The sequence below is a fragment of the Streptomyces calvus genome (genome assembly GCF_006782915.1).
GTDB classification, from domain to species: domain Bacteria; phylum Actinomycetota; class Actinomycetes; order Streptomycetales; family Streptomycetaceae; genus Streptomyces; species Streptomyces calvus.
Genome location: NZ_VCNP01000044.1, coordinates 1 through 16,743, shown reverse-complemented (window position 1 = coordinate 16,743; position 16,743 = coordinate 1). Strand labels below are relative to the sequence as shown.

The window sequence follows — 16,743 nt, the reverse complement described above, 5'->3', positions numbered from 1 at the left end:
GTTCCGGGTGCCCGCGGCCTGGCGTTGCGGGCCTTGGCCTGGCGTTCCGGGCCCTGGTTCGGCGTTGGGCCCGGGGCTGTCCGCGTTCTGTGTCCGGCGGGGCGCGGGCTCAGCGGATCTCGAGGATCTTCTCCCGCATCGCGTAGACCACGGCCTCCATCCTGGAGTGCAGCTGAAGCTTCTCCAGGATGTTGCGCACGTGGTTCTTCACCGTGTTCTCGGAGATGAACAGCGCCTTGGCGATGTCACGGTTGTTCATGCCCGTGGCGACGAGCTTGAGGACCTCAAGCTCACGGTCCGTCAGCCGGGGCGCGGGTACGAGCCGGCGCTCGTCGGTGCGCTGGATCATCGACTTGAACTCGGTGAGGAGTTTCGACGCCATGGACGGGCTGATCTGAGACTGCCCGTCGGCGACCGCGCGGATGGCGGTGGCCACCTCGTCCGTGGAGATCTCCTTGAGGAGGTAACCGGTCGCGCCCGCCTTGATGGCGTCGTACAGATCGGCTTCCTCGTCGCTGATGGTCAGCATGATGATCTTGGCGCTCGGGGCGACCTCCTTGATGGAAGTGCACGCCTCGATCCCGCCCCGCTTGGGCATCCGCACGTCCATCAGGACGATGTCCGGCAGCAGGTCGGCCGCCTTCTCCACGGCCTCCGCGCCGTCTCCCGCCTCGCCGACGACCTGGATGTCCTCCTCGGCGGCGAGCACGATCTCCAGTCCGCGACGGAACAGCGCGTGGTCGTCCACCACAAGGACTCTGATCGGCTCCTTGCGTGGAGTGCCCGCGTCTCGGCCCGTGCCGACGACGCCGTCGTCGGCGTCCCCGTCGTGCATCGGTCCGAAGCTGTCCGCCATCGTTCCTCCCCCTGAGGCTGTGGCCTGTGGTCATGAGCCATCGCCAACCCAAGGCAACGGCCCACCTGTTGAGCCGTTGCCGCCATGATTCCATGCCCGGAGGACACCGAGGTGCCGGTGCGTGCGCCCAGTGGTCGCACACCGGTGCCCCTGGGGGCGCACACGCGCACCAGGGGCACCGGCTCCGTCGTCCGGCAGGTCAGCCGCCGAGTGTTCCGCCCGCCTCGGGGGAGTTGGTCGCGGTGACCATCGTGTCGGCGCTGAGGTGGATCACGCCGTAGTCGTAGGCGTGCCGTCGGTAGACGACACTGGGCTCCTTGGTCTCGGAGTCGATGAAGAGATAGAAGTCGTGCCCGACCAGTTCCATCTCGTAGAGCGCCTGGTCGAGGGTCATGGGCGCGGCCACGTGGGTCTTCTCGCGGACGATCAGGGGTCCGTCACCCTGGACCTCCAGCGAGCCGATCTTCTTCGTGGGGACGACCTCCCGCTCCTCCTCCACGAAGCCCGCGCCGGTTCCGTTGAGTGTCGCCGCGCCGGGGACGTGGTCGGGGACCTCGGCGGCCGAGATCCTGCGCGCACCGCGCCGGGAGAAACGCTTGTCGTGCTGCTTGCGCAGTCGGGCGTCCAGCTTTTCCGCCGCCAGGTCGAGCGCCGCGTACGGGTCGCTCGCCGCTGCCTCCGCCCGGATCACCGGACCGCGGGAGCGGAGCGTGATCTCCACCCGGTCACAGCGGTCGGCCTGTCGGGGGTTGGGCTCCTTGGACACCTCGACGTCGAGGCTGATCACCTTGCCATCGAGCTTCTGGATCTTTTCCAGGTTCAGCTTCTCGGCCACGTGCTTCCGGAACCGCTCGGGCACCTCGGTCTTGCGGCCCTTGACGACGATGTCCACGCAGAACTCCGTTCCCGGATGACTCCGCTTCGTTGCGGAGCGTCTCCCTTTTTGCACCAGGCTCCGGTGAAGTCCGGAACCTCGGACTCGGTGACTTCCACCTCCTCCCCCATGGGCGAGATCTCCAGTCCACCGGCGCGGGTGATTGCCAAAACCCGCTGCACGGCAATCGGATTCGAGAGGTGTGGCCTGCGGCTTTCCCTCACAACCGAACATATCTCGCCCGGACGGATGTCGTCACCCTCTACCGCGCCGTACCTCCATTCAGGTGAATTGGCCCTCTCATTACCTGCAACGACGCACGTTCTCGATCAGTTCCGGTGCATTCCAAAAGCGTCCGGTGATGCCGCGACGACGGCCGCGCACATCACGTCGATGATCCCGTCGGCACGGCCCGGACCGACCGCACCGGTCGGCCGTCCGGACCGCCGACCCATCCTTCGTCGAGCCGGTCCGTTCCACTGTTCTCCTCTCCTTTCCCAGGACTCACCCAGGTACACGAACGCGGCCCCCGAAATACTCGATCCGGCTCCCGAATCCGCTCTCGCGCCGGATACCGGACCGGGTTCCGCTTCGGGCCGCGCGGGCCCCGGCTCGACCCGCGGCGTCCGCACCGCGCGCGCCGCCTCGGCCAGTGACGCCCCGGTCGTCATCAGGTCGTCGACCAGCACCACCCGGCCGCCGGCGAGCAGGCGGCCGCACCCGGGAGCCACCGTCAGCGCGCCGTCCAGATTGGCCAGCCGCTGGCGGGAGTTGAGCCCGGACTGATCGGCCACGTGCCGCCGCTGCCGCAGTGCGGGCAGCACCCGTGCGGGTACCCCTGCCCGGCGCAGCTCACCCGCCGCCGCGTACGCGATCCGCCGGGCGGGATCGTGCCCGCGGGCCCGCACCGCCCGCCGCGCGGACGGCACGGGGACCAGGAACAGAGGGCCGCCGGGGGCGTCCTGGGGCCCGGCCCGGCTCCCGGGCGCCGACGCCAGCCCGGCCCGTACCGCTTTCGCCAGGGCCGCGCCGAGTGGTCCGGCGAGGGACAGGACCCCTCGCTCCTTGTGGGCCAGGAGCGCGGCACGCACCTCGTCCGCGTACCGGGCCGCCGCGTGCACCGACGGCAGTCCCGGCGGCTCGGGCACCGGCCGCACCCGGCGCGGCGCGGCTCCGCTCAACGCCGTGCGGCACCGCGCGCACAGCACCGTACGAGGTCTCCCGCAGCCGCCGCACTCGGCCGGGAGCACCAGGTCGTTGAGGTCCCGCCACCAGTCCCGCATGGGCTCACTGTGCCAACGCCCGCCGACCCCGGCCACCCCTGTGGACAACGCACACGGACCGGACGACTCCGTTCACCCAGGACGGCTCCACTCCGCGCCGGACGGCCCCATTCCCACGAGGACGGCGGCCTTCCCCCGGGGACGGCGCCCGAGCCCACAGCACGGCGGCCTGTGCCCAGCACGGCACCCTGCGCCCGGCACCGCGGCCGTCGCCCGGCACCGCTCGGCGGCGGACGGCCGCGGCGCGGACCGGCTCACCCCGGACAAACCGGCACGCTCACCCCGGACATACCGGCACGCTCACCCCGGATAGACGGGCGCGGTTCCCTCCGTCACCTTCTGCCACTGGGCCCCGGACGGCAGCCGCACGATGCCGTCCACGGAGTACGCCACCAGCGGCGCCCGTTCGTCCTCGGAGGCCGTGACGTTCTTGACGCCGGTCAGGGCGGCGGGCGGCGGCACGTCCGGCGTGGAGCCGTCGACCGCGACGTACTTCATCTGCTCGACGCCGCCCTGTTCGCGCCCGACCACCACGAGCCGGCTGTCCCCGGCCCAGGACATGGCCGTGACCTGCTCCAGTTCCGGCGTCGCGGAGCGGAGTCCCAGCACGGTGACGGCCGGCCGGTCGCCGGTCCCGTCCTCCGGTGCGCTCCGTTCGATCCGCCCGACCAGCAGGGACCGCCGGTCGCCCTGTTCCACGACAAGCGCGATCCGCACCCCGTCGGCGGCGACCCGCACCGCCCGCACCCGGCCGTCAAGGCCCGGAGTGCTCACCTCCAGCGGTTCGCCGGTGCCCTCCTCCAGCAGGTACAGCCGCGGGTCGGCGGGGTCGCGGTCGGCCACCCACAGCCCGCCCTGCGCGTCCCAGCTGGGCGTGGTCAGCCGGTCCGCCTCGGTCTTGCCGCGGCTGTGCAGCACGGGCTCCCCGAGGGAGTCGCCGGTCACCAGCGAGCCGACGAACAGCGACCGGCCGTCGAGCCCGACCCCGGCCGCGGTGCGTTCGTCCCGCGCGACGGCCACCGAGCGCAGCGCCTGCTCGCCCTCGCCGAGCGCCCCCGGCACCGGCTCCGGCTCGGTGTCGCTGCTGCCCGCGGCGATCCGCACGAGGCGGTGCTCCTCGTCGAGGAAGTACAGGTAGTCCGGCTGGTGCAGCGCGCCCCGGGTGGTGACGGTCTCCGCGCCGTCCTGGGTGAGGGAGCACAGCCGGCCGCCGCCGGCCCGCAGCTCGATCTCCTCCACAGCGGGGCTGAGGTTGCGCAGGGTGAACAGCAGTTGGGCCGCCATCTCCTCGCACCGGGCGGTGCCGACCTCGGCCGCCCTGTCGTTGAGCGGCACGGTGAGCGTGCCGCGGTCGTCCGGCGTCAGCGGGCCGGCGCCCTTGCGCAGCGCGGTGCCCTCCGGGAAGCTCGACCGGACGACGGGGTCCAGCCAGGTCGTGGGCCCGCCGATGAGGGAACGCACCATCTGGGTCGTCGGGTCGACATGGCTGCGCACGTAGACGGGATCGGCGACCGCGACCGGCGGCGTCCCGGCCGCGGCCGCCTCGCCGCTCGAGGCGAAGTAGTACTTGTTGACGGACATGTAGTTGCGCTCGAAGTCCGACTCGCCCATGACGACGCCCTGCGGCACCCCGTCGATGCGCCACTGCCCGTCGTCGTCCCTGGTGAGGCGCACCAGCTTGCTGTACGGCCCGGACGCGGGCGCGAACGACTGCTGCGCGTCCACGGTGGCGACCCGGGTTCCGGTCAGCGTGTACGACAGGGAACCGGTGTCCTGCCGGTCCTGGGGGTCGGCCTGGGCGGCCGGACCGTCCGACAGCACGGTCGTGGACAGTCCGGGCTGCCAGGTCTTCGCCGCCTCGGGGGTCAGATACTGCCGCGCGGTCTTGTAGTCCGGGTCGTCGCTGGTCAGCGCCTCCAGGAAGCCCTGCACGATCTGCGTGGGGGTGGCGTCCTCGCTGGGCGGCATGGCGAACACCCGCACCTGGGTGTCCTGCCGCGGCGTGGACTCGACGCCCCGCAGGTCCCCGCTGTCGGGCATCGAGGCGCACCCGGCCAGCAGGACGACTCCGCCGGCGGCCCACGCCACCGTCCGCACCGACGACCCCCGGCCGCGCCCGACGCGTTCACCGCCCACGCGAAGCCTCCCCGTCCTTCCACGCACCCGTACCGCCGCCCGGCCCTTCGCCGCCGGCGCCACCCCCGGCACGCACGTCCGCTCCCTGTCCTCCCGCGCCCCTGCCGCCGCCGTCCGGCGTCCGCCGCCCGGTGCCGCCGTCCGGCCGTCCCACGGTCCCGTCGGGGCCCGCCCACGCCCGGCCGGCGCCTGTGGCCTGCACGGCACCGGAACGTCCCGCGTACTCGGCCTCGGACCGTCCCACGTCCTCGCCACCGGAACGTCCCGCCTGTTCGGCACCGGAACGGCCCACGTGCTCGGCCTCGGACCGTCCCACGTGTTCGGCCTCGGAACGTCCCAGGTGCTCGCCACCGGAACGTCCCACGTGTTCGCCACCGTCACGCTCCACGCCACCGGAACGCCCCACGTGCTCGGTTTCGGACTGTCCCGCGTGCTCGCCACCGGACCGTCCCACGTGCACGCCACCGTCACGCTCCACGGCACCGGCGTCCGCGTCCCGCGCCGCGCCGTCACCGCCGCGCGCCGACGGGGTTCCGCCCGCGGCGCCGCCGTCCGGCGCGCCGGGCGTGCCGTTGGCCGCTCCGGGACGGGCCACCACGCGCGCGCCGTTGCCCGGCAGCGCGGCGGGGTCGGCCGTGGGGGTCGCGCCGGTGGGCCGCAGCGCCAGCGGGTCGCGGGCCGCCCGGGCGCAGCCGTCGGCGCCGGCCGGCTGCGCCGGCACGGTGGCGCGCTTCTCGTCGTTCCGGCCGCCGCGCGGCAGGCCGGCGTCGTCCAGTCCGCGGTTGCGCCGTGAGTCCTTGGGTTCGAGGGGGATGGGGGAGCCCCTGAGCGGCTCGTCCGCCGTCCTCGGCAGCGTCAGCCGGAACTGCGAGCCGCCGCCCGGCTCACCCCACGCCTGGAGCCAGCCGCCGTGCAGCCGCGCGTCCTCCAGGGCGATGGACAGCCCCAGTCCCGTACCGCCTGTGGTGCGTGCGCGGGCCGGGTCGGCCCGCCAGAAGCGGCTGAAGACGCGGGTCGCCTCGCCGGGCTTGAGTCCGACGCCGTAGTCGCGCACCGCGACCGCGACCGCCCCGCCGGCCGCGGCCAGCTTGACGACGACGTCCTTGCCTTCGCCGTGCTCCACGGCGTTGACGACGAGGTTGCGCAGCACCCGCTCCACGCGCCGGGCGTCCGCCTCGGCGACGACGGGCTGCTGGTCGCCGACGATCCTGATCCGGGTGCCCTTGCGCTCGGCGAGCGGCTCCGCCCCGCTGACCACGCGCCGCACGACGTCGCGCAGGTCGATCGGCTCGGCCTCCAGCGCCGCCGCGCCCGCGTCGAAGCGGCTGATCTCCAGCAGGTCCGCGAGCAGCGACTCGAACCGGTCGAGCTGGTCGGCGAGGAGTTCGGCCGACCGTGCGGTCACCGGGTCGAAGTCCTCGCGGGCCTCGTGGATGACGTCCGCGGCCATCCGCACCGTCGTCAGAGGTGTCCGCAGCTCGTGCGACACGTCCGACACGAACCGGCGCTGCATCCGCGACAGGTCCTCCAGCTGGTTGATCTTCAACTGGAGGTTCTGCGCCATCTTGTTGAAGGCCTCGCCGAGTCGCGCGATGTCGTCCTCGCCGGTGACCTTCATCCGCTCCTGGAGCCGCCCGGCGGACAGCCGCTCGGCGATCCCGGCCGCCATCCGCACCGGCGTGACCACCTGGCGCACCACGAGCCAGGCGATCGCCCCGAGGAGTACGACGACGAACAGACCGGCCGTCGCCAGGGTGCCCTTGACCAGGCTGAGCGACTTCTCCTCCTGGGTGAGCGGGAAGAGGTAGTACAGCTGGTACGGGTCGCTGTTGGGGTCGTTGACCTGCTTGCCGATGACCAGGCCGGGCTGGGAGGGCTTGTTGGTGTCGTAGACGATGCGTGTGTAGCTCTGGGCCGCAGACGTGCTGCTGTCGATGCGTTCGCGCAGTTCCGCGGGCACACTCGCGGTCGGGTTGACCTCACCGGAGGCGCGCGGTCCGCGCCCGCTGCCGCTCGCGTCGCCGGCAGGCAGGGTCACCACGTCGAAGGCGCCCTGACCGCCGCTGGACAGCGACTCCACGAGGTCGCTCATCCACTGGATGACGCTCTGCGAGGGACGGCCGTCCGCGGCGGTGCCGCCGTCCACGCCGGTGACGCTCACGGCCTCCTCGGCCTGTTGCTTGGCCACCGCGAATCCGCCGGTGGCCTGGCTCTGCGAGGCCTTCACCTTGGCGTCGAGCAGACCGTTGCGCACCTGGCCGATGACGACGAAGCCCAGCAGCAGGACCACGCCCAGCGACATCAGCAGCGTCGTGACGACGACCTTGAGCTGGATGTTGCGGCGCCACAGCCGCATGACGGGCAGCAGCGGCCGGCGCACCCAGCGCACGAACAGCCGGATGACCGGGCTGCCCTGCACTCCGCCCTGCAGCAGCCCGCCCTCCAGCAGGCGTCCCCAGCGGGTGCCGGGCGTCTTCCGGCCGACAGGCCGCCCCGGACGGCCCCCGGACCGGCCGGGCGCCGAAGCGGCACTGTCACCGGACATGTCAGCTCGGTCCTGCCTTGTACCCGACACCACGGACGGTCACCACGATCTCCGGCTTCTCCGGGTCCTTCTCGACCTTGGAGCGCAGCCGCTGGACATGCACATTCACCAGGCGCGTGTCCGCCGCGTGGCGGTAGCCCCAGACCTGCTCCAGCAGCACCTCACGCGTGAACACCTGCCACGGCTTGCGGGCGAGCGCGACCAGCAGGTCGAACTCCAGCGGCGTCAGCGCGATGGACTGCCCGTCCCGCTTCACCGAGTGACCGGCCACGTCGATCACCAGGTCGCCGATGGCGAGCTGCTCCGGCGCCGGCTCCTCCGACCTGCGCAGCCGCGCCCGGATGCGGGCGACCAGCTCCTTCGGCTTGAACGGCTTCACGATGTAGTCGTCGGCGCCGGACTCCAGGCCCACCACGACATCGACGGTGTCGCTCTTCGCCGTGAGCATCACGATCGGCACCCCGGACTCCGCCCTGATCAGGCGGCACACCTCGATGCCGTCCCGGCCGGGCAGCATCAGGTCCAGGAGCACCAGATCGGGCTTGGTCTCACGGAAAGCGGCCAGCGCCTTGTCGCCGTCAGCGACGAACGACGGCTCAAAACCCTCACCACGCAGCACGATGCCGAGCATCTCGGCCAGTGCGCTGTCGTCGTCGACGACAAGGACTCGTCCCTTCATAAACGACATCATCCCATTCTCATAACGGCGGCGAAGGCGCAGGTGAGGCACGTCACTGCCTGGTGACCATAGTCGTACGAGGGTGTCACTGTCTGCCCTCGCCCGCCGATCGCGATGTCGCAAGCGGCATCGGCTCACGGCCGGCCACCCGTCCTCCACCGCCCCGGCCCGCTCCCCTCGCCTCCGGGACGCACCGCGCGCCTCCGGGACGCACCGCGCGCCTCCGGGACGCACCGCGCGCCTTGGGTACCGGCCCGCCGAACCCGGACGCACCGGCTGTACACGGCCGTCGGATGCCACGGAGGCCTTGTATCTGCGCTACGTCGACGATCTTGGCAGGCGCACCGTGGCCAAGCTGATGGACATCGCCGTTGACGGAGACTCCACGGCCCTCCGCGCCCCGGGTCCGCACCCGCGCCCGGGCCTGCGTGCAGCAGACCCGGACGCGGACGCGGGGACCGTTCCGTCGGCCGACGCCACGACGTCGTCGGTCAGCCGGTCGTCGTCGGTCAGCCGGTCGTCGTCGGTCAGCCGGTCGCCGGCCGGTGGGACTTCGCGCACAGCGCGGCCAGGGCCTCGGTCGTCACGGGCGACACGGCGCCTTCCTCGGTGACGATCGCCGTCACCAGCTCCGGCGGTGTCACGTCGAACGCCGGGTTGTACGCCTGCGTCCCCAGCGGCGCCACCGGGATCCCACCCCCGGCCTCCGTCCCCGCCGTCGGTACCTGCGGCGCCGCGATCTCGGTCACCTCGTGGCCGGGCCGCTGCTCGACCTCGATCGACGCCCCGTCCGGCGTCGCCGGATCCACCGTCGTCACCGGCGCCACCACGATGAACGGCACGTGGTGGTAGCGCGCGAGCACCGCGAGGGGATAGCTCCCCACCTTGTTCGCCACCGATCCGTCGGCCGCAATGCGGTCCGCCCCGATGAGCACCGCGTCCACCTCGCCCGCCGCGAACAGCGATCCCGCCGCATTGTCGGTGAGCAGGGTGTACGCCATGCCGCTGCGGGCCGCCTCGTACGCCGTCAGGCGGGCGCCCTGCAGCAGCGGACGCGTCTCGTCCACCCACAGCCGCCTGAGCCGCCCCACGCGGTGCGCCGCCAGTGCCACCGCGAACGCCGTGCCCTCGCCGCCCGACACCAGCGAACCGGTGTTGCAGTGCGTGAGGATCCGGTGCCCGCCCCCGGGCAGCAGCTCGTCCAGCAGGGCCAGCCCGTGCTCGGCCATCCGCACGCTGGCCTCGGCGTCCTCCCGGTGCAGCTGCCGCGCGGCGGCCAGCGCCGCCCCGGCGGCCTGCCTCGGATCGCCGCCCCGGGCGAGCGCGTCCTGGTGCGCGGCGTACGCCCGGCGCACGCCGACGGCGAGGTTCACCGCGGTGGGCCGGGCGCTCTCCAGCGCCGCCGCCGCGTCGTCCACGTCGTAGCCGCGTACGGCGGCGAGCGCGACACCGTACGCCCCCGCGATGCCCAGCAGGGGTGCGCCGCGCACGGCGAGCGAGCGGATCGCCTCCACCAGCGCGGGAGCGTCCGTGCAGACGAGTTCGACCTCCTCGGCCGGCAGCCTCGTCTGGTCGAGCAGGACCAGGACGGGGCCTTCGGGTGGCTCTTCCCAGCGCAGTGCCGGGATCTCGGTCGGCCGCTTGTTGTCGCCGCTGTGTGCGTACTGATCAGCCATGCGGCCAGTCTGCCCGCTGCGGCACCGACTATTGAAGGTGCACAGCCCCGACCTCGCCCGGTCCGCCGATGACCACCCCATGGCACGATGGCTGCCAAGCTGCCGCCGCGACCGCGGACGGGCACCGTGAAGGAGCGACGATGAACGACACTCCGGGCTGGGCCTCGCCCGGATCCGCCCCGTCCGAAGGGCAGGAACCCGGTGCGTCCGGACCTGCCGAGCCCGCAGGCCGTCCGCATCGGTCCGAGCCGCCGGCCGACCGGACCCAGCAGCCCGGCCAGGGCCCTCAGGAGCCCGGCGAAGGTCCGCAGGGCCCCGGCCAGGGCCCGCGGGAGTCCGGCGTGAAGTGGTCCAAGGAGCAGCCGCCGCCCGGCCAGTGGTCCGCACCCACCGGCCGTCCCGGCCCCGGTGAACCGTCCCGCACTCCCCCGCCTCCGCCGCCCGGCCCTGGCTGGGGTGCACCGCCCGGCGGCGGCCACGGCGGCCCGGGCGGTCCCGGAGGACACGGTTCCTGGGGAGCCGGTTGGGGCGGCGGCTGGGGCGGCCCTCCGCCCGCGGCGAAGCCCGGTGTGATCCCGCTCCGCCCGCTCGGCGTCGGTGAGATCCTCGACGGCGCCGTCTCCACCATGCGCACCTACTGGCGCACCGTCCTCGGCATCTCGCTGACCGTCGCCGTCTTCACGGAGATCGTCGTCGTCCTGCTGCAGGGCCTGGTGCTCGACAGCACCAGCACCGCCGCCCTCGACGACCCCAGCGCCACCCTCGGCGAGCTGACCGACGCCATGGGCGACGCCCTGCTCAACTCCAGTGTGGTCTTCCTGGTCACCCTGGTCGGCACCGTCGCCGCGACCGCCCTGCTCACGACCGTCACCAGTCGCGCCGTACTCGGCCGGCCGGTCACCATCGGCGAGGCCTGGCGCGACGCCCGGCCGCAGGTGGTGAAGCTGTTCGGCCTGATCTGCCTGCTGCTGCTCATCACCGCGGGCATCGTCACCGTGGGCGCGCTGCCCGGCTTCCTCGTCACGCTCGCCGCGGGCGGCGAGGTGGGCATCGGGCTCACCGTCCTCGGCCTGATCGGCGCCGGCGTCCTCGCCCTGTGGCTGATGATCCGCTTCTCGCTCGCCTCGCCCACGCTGATGCTGGAGAAGCAGGGCATCCTGAAGGCGATGAGCCGCTCCGCCAAGCTGGTGCGCGGTTCCTGGTGGCGGGTCTTCGGCATCCAGCTGCTCGCGACGATCATCGCGAACGTCGTCGCGTCGATCATCATCATCCCCTTCACCTTCCTCGCCGCCGCACTGAGCGGCGACGGCGTCTCCGGCTTCCTCAACACCGCCGGAGGGGACATCAGCTGGACGTTCCTCGTCGTCAGCGGCATCGGCTCGGTCATCGGCGCCATGATCACGTTCCCGATCACGGCCGGTGTCACCGTGCTGCTCTACATCGACCAGCGCATCCGCCGCGAGGCCCTCGACCTCGAACTCGCCCGCGCCGCAGGCGTCCAGGGCGACGGCACCACCCCGGGGAGCTGATGCGGTGAGCACCACGGGGGGAGTTCTCACAGCCGTACAGGCCCTGCCCGCGGCCGCGGACACGGCGGTGCGGCTGCTGCTGCGCGACGACGAGCCGCCCGTCACCGTCCCGCGCGATCCGGCGCGGGAGGCGGCCCGCCGCGAGCTGTCCAAGCGCATGTACCACGAGAACGACCCCGGTTGGTTCCAGCGGGCCCTCGACGCCTTCTGGGAGTGGGTGGGCAAACTGTTCGACGCCGCCGCCACCGCGTCACCGGGCGGCACGCTCGGCCTGGTCGTCATCGTCGCGGCCGTGGTCGCCGTCCTGGGCGCGCTGTGGTGGCGCCTGGGCACCCCGCGCCGTCCGCCGACCCCGGCGCCGGCCCTCTTCGACGACCGTCCCCGCAGCGCCGCCGAACACCGCGCGGCCGCCGAGGCGCACGCCGCCCAGGGCCACTGGAACCAGGCCGTCCAGGAAGGCATGCGGGCCATCGTCCGCTCTCTGGAGGAACGCGCCCTGCTCGACGTCCGTCCCGGCCGCACCGCCGACGAGGCCGCCGCGGAAGCCGCCGGCGCCCTGCCCGCCCACAGCGACGGACTGCACTCCGCCGCCCGCTCCTTCGACGACGTGACGTACGGCGGCCGGGCCGCCACCGAGGAGTCGTACCGGCGGATCGCCGAACTCGACCGCGCCCTGGAGCGCTCCAAGCCCCGGCTCGCGAACAGCGGCGCCGGCGGCACGGGCACGGCCGCACAACGGGGAGCCGCCGGATGACGACCGAGGCCACACGCCCGTCCACCTCGGCCTCGCCCACCGCCCGCCAGGTGTGGACCCGCACGCGGGGCGTCGTCCTCGCGCTGGTGCTGCTGACCGTGGCGGCCGTCGCGATCGCCGTCATCCGCTCCGACGCCCGGCACGGCCGGCTCGACCCGCGCTCCGCCGACCCCTACGGCAGCCGTGCCGTCGCCCAGTTGCTGGCCGACCGGGGCGTGGACACGCGTGTCGTCACCACGCTCGACGAGGCTGCCGCGGCCGCCGCCCCCGACACCACCCTCCTGGTCGCCGTCCCCGACCTGCTGACCCCCAGCCAGCAGACCCGGCTGCACTCCGCCTTCATCGGCTCCCGCGGCCGCACCGTCCTGATCTCCTCCGGCAGCGCCTCCGTGGAACGCCTCGCCCCCGGCGTCACCGCCGACCCGGCCACCAGCTTCGACTCCACGCTGTCCCCCGACTGCGATCTGCCCGCCGCCCGCCGCGCGGGCAGCGCCGACACCGGCGGCATCCGCTACAGCACCACCCATCTGACCGCCGACGAGTGCTACCCGAGCCAGCGCCTGTCCACCCTGCTGCGCATCCCGGCACCCTCCGGCGACGGCGACACCGTTCTCCTCGGCTCGCCCGACATCCTCCTCAACGACCGCCTCGACGAGCACGGCAACGCCTCGCTCGCCCTCCAACTCCTCGGCTCGCGCACCCATCTGGTCTGGTACCTCCCCTCGCCCGCCGACGCCCCCACCGCCTCCGGGGACGGCGAGCGCGACCTGTTCGACCTGCTGCCCTCCGGCTGGCTGTGGGGCACCCTGCAACTCTTCGTCGCCGCAGCCCTGGCGGCCCTGTGGCGGGCACGCCGGCTCGGCCCTCTGGTGCTGGAGAACCTTCCCGTGGCGATCCGCGCCTCCGAAACCGTCGAAGGCCGCGCCCGCCTCTACCGCAAGGCGAACGCCCGCGACCGCGCCGCCGCCGCTCTTCGCTCCACCACGCGCACCCGCCTCGCCCCCCTCGTCGGCGTCCCCGTCTCCCAGGCGCACGCGCCCGAGGCCCTGCTCCCCGCACTGTCCGCCCGCCTCCACGGCGACGGACAGTTGCTGCACGCTCTCCTCTTCGGCCCGCCGCCCGGCGACGACGCGGCACTCATCCGGCTCGCCGACCAACTCGACGCCCTCGAAAGAGAGGTACGCCGTCCATGATGGACCCGACCACTGACAACGCCGCGCACACCGGGGACCCGGCCGCCGCCCGGGCCTCCCTGGAGGCCCTGCGCGCCGAGATCGCCAAGGCCGTGGTCGGCCAGGACCCCGCGGTGACCGGTCTCGTCGTCGCCCTCCTCTGCCGCGGTCACGTCCTCCTGGAAGGCGTGCCCGGCGTCGCCAAGACCCTCCTCGTCCGTGCTCTCGCCGCCGCTCTGGAACTCGACACCAAGCGCGTGCAGTTCACCCCGGACCTGATGCCGAGCGACGTCACCGGCTCCCTGGTCTACGACGCCCGCACCGCCGAGTTCTCCTTCCAGCCCGGACCGGTCTTCACCAACCTCCTCCTGGCGGACGAGATCAACCGCACGCCTCCGAAGACCCAGTCATCCCTCCTGGAGGCCATGGAGGAACGCCAGGTCACGGTCGACGGCACGCCCCGGCCCCTCCCGGACCCCTTCCTGGTCGCCGCGACCCAGAACCCGGTCGAGTACGAGGGCACCTACCCCCTCCCCGAGGCGCAGCTGGACCGCTTCCTCCTCAAGCTGACCATCCCGCTCCCTTCCCGCCAGGACGAGATCGACGTCCTCACCCGCCACGCCGACGGCTTCGACCCGCGCGACCTGCGCGCCGCCGGCGTACGCCCCGTCGCGAACGCCGCGGACCTGGAGGCGGCACGCCGCGCGGTCGCCGCCACGACCGTCTCTCCCGAGATCACCGCGTACGTCGTGGACATCTGCCGCGCCACCCGCGAGTCGCCGTCCCTCACGCTCGGCGTGTCCCCGCGCGGGGCGACCGCCCTGCTGGCCACCGCACGCGCGTGGGCCTGGCTGACGGGCCGTGACTACGTCATTCCGGACGACGTGAAGGCCCTGGCTCTGCCGACGCTGCGCCACCGTGTCCAGCTGCGCCCGGAGGCCGAGATGGAGGGCGTGACGGCCGACTCGGTCATCAACGCGATCCTCGCCCACGTCCCCGTGCCCCGCTGATGGCTTTCACCGGACGCGCCGCGCTGCTCGCGGCTCTCGGCTCTCTCCCCGTCGGCATCTGGGAACCCGGCTGGACGGGCGTCCTCGCCGTCAACGCTCCTCTCGCCGTGGCCTGTGCCTGCGACTTCGCCCTGGCCGCCCCCGTGCGCCGCCTGGGTCTGACCCGCTCCGGCGACGCCTCGGTGCGTCTGGGCGACGCCGCCGACGTCACGCTGACCGTGACGAACCCGTCGCGGCGGCCCTTGCGTGCCCGCGTCCGCGATGCCTGGCCCCCGAGCAGTTGGCAGCCCGGCACGGAGTCGGCGGCGTCCCGCCACACCGTGCGGGTTCCTCCGGGTGAGCGCCGGCGCCTCACGACGCGTCTGCGTCCCACGCGCCGCGGCGACCGCCGGGCCGACCGCGTCACCGTCCGCTCCTACGGCCCTCTCGGTCTCTTCGCCCGCCAGGGCACGCACGAGGTGCCGTGGACGGTACGCGTCCTGCCGCCTTTCACCAGCCGGAAGCACCTGCCGTCGAAGCTGGCCCGCCTGCGCGAGCTGGACGGCCGCACCAGTGTGCTGACCCGAGGCGAGGGAACGGAGTTCGACAGCCTGCGCGAGTACGTCCCGGGTGACGACACCCGTTCCATCGACTGGCGTGCCACAGCCCGTCAGTCCGCGGTCGCGGTACGCACGTGGCGTCCCGAGCGCGACCGTCACATCCTTCTGGTCCTCGACACGGGCCGTACCTCCGCGGGCCGCGTCGGCGACGTCCCTCGTCTGGATGCCTCGATGGACGCGGCCCTGCTCCTCGCCGCCCTGGCGTCCCGCGCCGGCGACCGTGTGGCTCTTATGGCCTACGACCGCCGTGTGCGCGCCCTTGTCCAGGGCCGCAGCGCCGGGGATGTCCTGCCGTCCCTCGTCAACGCCATGGCCACGCTGGAGCCCGAGCTCGTCGAGACGGACGCCCGTGGTCTGACGGCCGCGGCACTCCGTACGACGCCCCGCCGGTCCCTGATCGTGCTGCTCACGGCACTGGACGCGGCCCCTATCGAGGAGGGCCTGCTGCCCGTTCTGACGGGCCTGACCCAGCGGCACACGGTTCTCGTGGCCTCGGTGGCCGACCCGCACATCGCCGGGATGGCCACAGCCCGCGGCAGTGCCGATGCCGTCTATGAGGCCGCCGCGGCCGCCCAGGCACAGACGGAGCGCGACCGCACGGCGGATCAACTGCGTCGGCACGGCGTCACGGTCGTGGACGCGACCCCGGACGAGCTCGCGCCGGCTCTCGCGGACGCCTATCTCGCCTTGAAGGCAGCAGGACGCCTGTAAGAAAACGAAGACCACTTGCGGGGAAGGAGCGGGGCAGGCTTCGCTCCCTGAACGCAGAAAACCCCGCACCGGCCCGGTGCGGGGTTTTCCACAAAAATTGTTCGGCGGCGTCCTACTCTCCCACAGGGTCCCCCCTGCAGTACCATCGGCGCTGTAAGGCTTAGCTTCCGGGTTCGGAATGTAACCGGGCGTTTCCCCTACGCTATGACCACCGAAACACTATGAAACTGACAACCGCACCATGCATGACACATGGGGTTGTTCGTGGTTTCAGAACCAACACAGTGGACGCGAGCAACTGAGGACAAGCCCTCGGCCTATTAGTACCGGTCAACTCCACACGTTACCGTGCTTCCATATCCGGCCTATCAACCCAGTCGTCTACTGGGAGCCTTACCCCATCAAGTGGGTGGGAGTCCTCATCTCGAAGCAGGCTTCCCGCTTAGATGCTTTCAGCGGTTATCCCTCCCGAACGTAGCCAACCAGCCATGCCCTTGGCAGAACAACTGGCACACCAGAGGTTCGTCCGTCCCGGTCCTCTCGTACTAGGGACAGCCCTTCTCAAGACTCCTACGCGCACAGCGGATAGGGACCGAACTGTCTCACGACGTTCTAAACCCAGCTCGCGTACCGCTTTAATGGGCGAACAGCCCAACCCTTGGGACCGACTCCAGCCCCAGGATGCGACGAGCCGACATCGAGGTGCCAAACCATCCCGTCGATATGGACTCTTGGGGAAGATCAGCCTGTTATCCCCGGGGTACCTTTTATCCGTTGAGCGACGGCGCTTCCACAAGCCACCGCCGGATCACTAGTCCCGACTTTCGTCCCTGCTCGACCCGTCGGTCTCACAGTCAAGCTCCCTTGTGCACTTACACTCAACACCTGATTGCCAACCAGGCTGAGGGAACCTTTGGGC

At 72.4% G+C, this 16,743-nt stretch carries 12 protein-coding genes and 2 rRNA genes; 5 read left to right on the top strand and 9 right to left on the bottom strand.

The annotated features are described in order from the left end of the window. Positions 1 to 109: 109 nt before the first annotated feature. The 7 genes from FGW31_RS21060 to mtnA form a co-directional block, all read right to left on the bottom strand. Complete coding sequence (locus FGW31_RS21060) at positions 110 to 856, bottom strand: response regulator (protein WP_142195021.1); 747 nt, start codon at positions 854 to 856, stop codon at positions 110 to 112. Between the two features lie 199 nt (positions 857 to 1,055). Beyond that, a complete protein-coding gene (hpf, locus tag FGW31_RS21055) occupies positions 1,056 to 1,748 on the bottom strand; it encodes a ribosome hibernation-promoting factor, HPF/YfiA family (RefSeq protein ID WP_142195020.1) in 693 nt (230 codons plus the stop codon). A 311-nt stretch (positions 1,749 to 2,059) separates the two neighbouring features. Next, positions 2,060 to 3,013, bottom strand: a complete 954-nt coding sequence (locus tag FGW31_RS21050) for a ComF family protein (protein ID WP_142195019.1) — start codon at positions 3,011 to 3,013, stop codon at positions 2,060 to 2,062. A gap of 300 nt (positions 3,014 to 3,313) precedes the next feature. After that, positions 3,314 to 5,149 (bottom strand): LpqB family beta-propeller domain-containing protein, encoded by a 1,836-nt coding sequence (locus FGW31_RS21045; RefSeq protein ID WP_142195018.1) that lies wholly within the window; start codon positions 5,147 to 5,149, stop codon positions 3,314 to 3,316. Continuing rightward, on the bottom strand, positions 5,139 to 7,694 hold the full coding sequence (gene mtrB / locus FGW31_RS21040; RefSeq protein ID WP_233452540.1) for an MtrAB system histidine kinase MtrB: 2,556 nt from the start codon (positions 7,692 to 7,694) through the stop codon (positions 5,139 to 5,141). The genes FGW31_RS21045 and mtrB overlap by 11 nt, the downstream gene beginning before the upstream one ends. A 1-nt stretch (position 7,695) precedes the next feature. Continuing rightward, positions 7,696 to 8,385, bottom strand: coding sequence for a two-component system response regulator MtrA (gene mtrA, locus FGW31_RS21035; protein WP_004987303.1), 690 nt, complete (start codon positions 8,383 to 8,385; stop codon positions 7,696 to 7,698). A 515-nt stretch (positions 8,386 to 8,900) separates the two neighbouring features. Continuing rightward, complete coding sequence (gene mtnA, locus FGW31_RS21030) at positions 8,901 to 10,049, bottom strand: S-methyl-5-thioribose-1-phosphate isomerase (protein WP_142195017.1); 1,149 nt, start codon at positions 10,047 to 10,049, stop codon at positions 8,901 to 8,903. 140 nt (positions 10,050 to 10,189) lie between these two features. Between mtnA and FGW31_RS21025 the strand changes: the two genes are divergently transcribed. The 5 genes from FGW31_RS21025 to FGW31_RS21005 are packed head-to-tail and all read left to right on the top strand — an operon-like array spanning position 10,190 to position 15,824. Beyond that, on the top strand, positions 10,190 to 11,578 hold the full coding sequence (locus tag FGW31_RS21025; RefSeq protein WP_142195016.1) for a DUF7544 domain-containing protein: 1,389 nt from the start codon (positions 10,190 to 10,192) through the stop codon (positions 11,576 to 11,578). A gap of 4 nt (positions 11,579 to 11,582) precedes the next feature. After that, positions 11,583 to 12,332 (top strand): DUF4129 domain-containing protein, encoded by a 750-nt coding sequence (locus FGW31_RS21020; protein ID WP_142195015.1) that lies wholly within the window; start codon positions 11,583 to 11,585, stop codon positions 12,330 to 12,332. Then, the gene (locus tag FGW31_RS21015; protein ID WP_142195014.1) at positions 12,329 to 13,525 is read left to right on the top strand and encodes a DUF4350 domain-containing protein; all 1,197 of its coding nucleotides are present in this window, start codon (positions 12,329 to 12,331) and stop codon (positions 13,523 to 13,525) included. The genes FGW31_RS21020 and FGW31_RS21015 overlap by 4 nt, the downstream gene beginning before the upstream one ends. Then, complete coding sequence (locus FGW31_RS21010; RefSeq protein ID WP_142195013.1) at positions 13,525 to 14,514, top strand: AAA family ATPase; 990 nt, start codon at positions 13,525 to 13,527, stop codon at positions 14,512 to 14,514. Before FGW31_RS21015 ends, FGW31_RS21010 begins: the two co-directional genes overlap by 1 nt. Next, complete coding sequence (locus FGW31_RS21005; protein WP_142195012.1) at positions 14,514 to 15,824, top strand: DUF58 domain-containing protein; 1,311 nt, start codon at positions 14,514 to 14,516, stop codon at positions 15,822 to 15,824. The genes FGW31_RS21010 and FGW31_RS21005 overlap by 1 nt, the downstream gene beginning before the upstream one ends. A gap of 99 nt (positions 15,825 to 15,923) precedes the next feature. Here FGW31_RS21005 and rrf read toward each other — a convergent pair. After that, positions 15,924 to 16,040 (bottom strand): 5S ribosomal RNA (gene rrf, locus FGW31_RS21000). Between the two features lie 84 nt (positions 16,041 to 16,124). Next, positions 16,125 to 16,743 (bottom strand): 23S ribosomal RNA (locus tag FGW31_RS20995); the annotation flags it as partial.